The 1,756-nt window shown below is 52.6% G+C and carries 1 pseudogene; it reads right to left on the reverse strand.

The annotated features are described in order from the left end of the window. A pseudogene (locus AC04MQ_RS19280) lies at nt 1-1,300 on the reverse strand (Ig-like domain-containing protein); the annotation flags it as partial. Between the last annotated feature and the right edge of the window lie 456 nt (nt 1,301-1,756).

The raw sequence follows: 1,756 nt of genomic DNA on the forward strand, positions 1-1,756 counted from the left end.
CAAAGGCATAGTCATTGCCGAATATCTTCACTACTCCGGAATTCGCGGCTGTCACACTCGATGGGGCTGTGCCTCCAGTAGACGCTTGCCCCCAACTCACGACACTACCATCGGATTTTAATGCGGCAAAGGCATAGCCAGTGCTGAATATCTGCACTACTCCGGAATTCGCGGCTGTCACACTCGATGGGGCTGTGCCTCCAAAAGACGCATCCCCCCAACTCACAACACTCCCATCGGATTTTAACGCGGCAAATGCTCCACTAGTATTGAATATCTTCACTACTCCGGAATTCGCGGCTGTCACACTCGATGGGGCTGTGCCTCCACTAGACGCATCTCCCCAACTCACAACACTCCCATCGGATTTTAACGCGGCAAATGCTCCACTAGTATTGAATATCTTCACTACTCCGGAATTCGCGGCTGTCACACTCGATGGGGCTGTTCCTCCATAAGACGCATGCCCCCAACTCACAACACTCCCATCGGATTTTAACGCGGCAAAGGCATAATAACTGCCAACTGCATTCACTGTACTTGCTTTTGTTCCGGCAAGTTTTGTGGCGACAGAGGAACTGTCTCCTCCGTTCGCAGGATCCCCCCAGGTTATGACACTGCCATCGGATTTTAACGCGGCAAAGGCATAAATATTACCAAATATACTCACGACTTGCGAATTCGCGGCGGTCACACTGGATGGGGCTGTGCCTCCATAAGACGCATGTCCCCAACTCACTACACTCCCATCGGATTTTAACGCGGCAAATGCATAATCAGTGCTGAATATCTTCACTACTCCGGAATTCGCGGCGGTCACACTGGATGGGGCTGTGCCTCCATAAGACGCATGCCCCCAACTCACTACACTGCCATCGGACTTTAATGCTGCAAAGGCTGAACCAGTGCTGAATATCTTCACTACTCCGGAATTCGCGACAGTCACACTCGATGGGGCTGTGCCTCCATTAGAAGCATACCCCCAACTCACTACACTCCCATCGGATTTTAACGCGGCAAAGGCATAGCCAGTGCTGAATATCTGCACCACTCCGGAATTCGCGGCTGTCACACTTGATGGGGCTGTTCCTCCATAAGACGCATCCCCCCAGCTCACAACACTGCCATCGGACTTTAAAGCTGCAAAGGCATAAGCAGTGTTAAAGACCTTCACTACTCCGGAATTCGCGGCGGTCACACTCGATGGGGCTGTGCCTCCATTAGAAGCATGCCCCCAGCTCACAACACTGCCATCGGACTTTAAAGCTGCAAAGGCATAAGGAGTGTTAAAGACCTTCACTACTCCGGAATTCGCGGCGGTCACACTTGATGGGGCTGTACCTCCATTAGACGCTTCCCCCCAACTCACTACACTCCCATCGGATTTTAACGCGGCAAAGGCAGAGTAAGTGCTGAATATCTGCGCTACTTCGGAGTTCGCGGCGGTCACACTGGATGGGGCTGTGCCTCCATAAGAAGCACTCCCCCAACTCACTACACTCCCATCGGATTTTAACGCGGCAAAGGCATAGCCAGTGCTGAATATCCGCACTACTCCGGAATTCGCGGCGGTCACACTTGATGGGGCTGTGCCTCCATTAGAAGCATACCCCCAACTCACTACACTCCCATCGGATTTTAACGCGGCAAAGGCATAGTAATTGCCGAATATCTGCACCACTCCGGAATTCGCGGCGGTCACACTCGATGGGGCTGTGCCTCCAAAAGAAGCACTCCCCCAACTCACTACACTCCC

The sequence above is a fragment of the Bdellovibrio sp. MYbb2 genome (assembly GCF_056175685.1).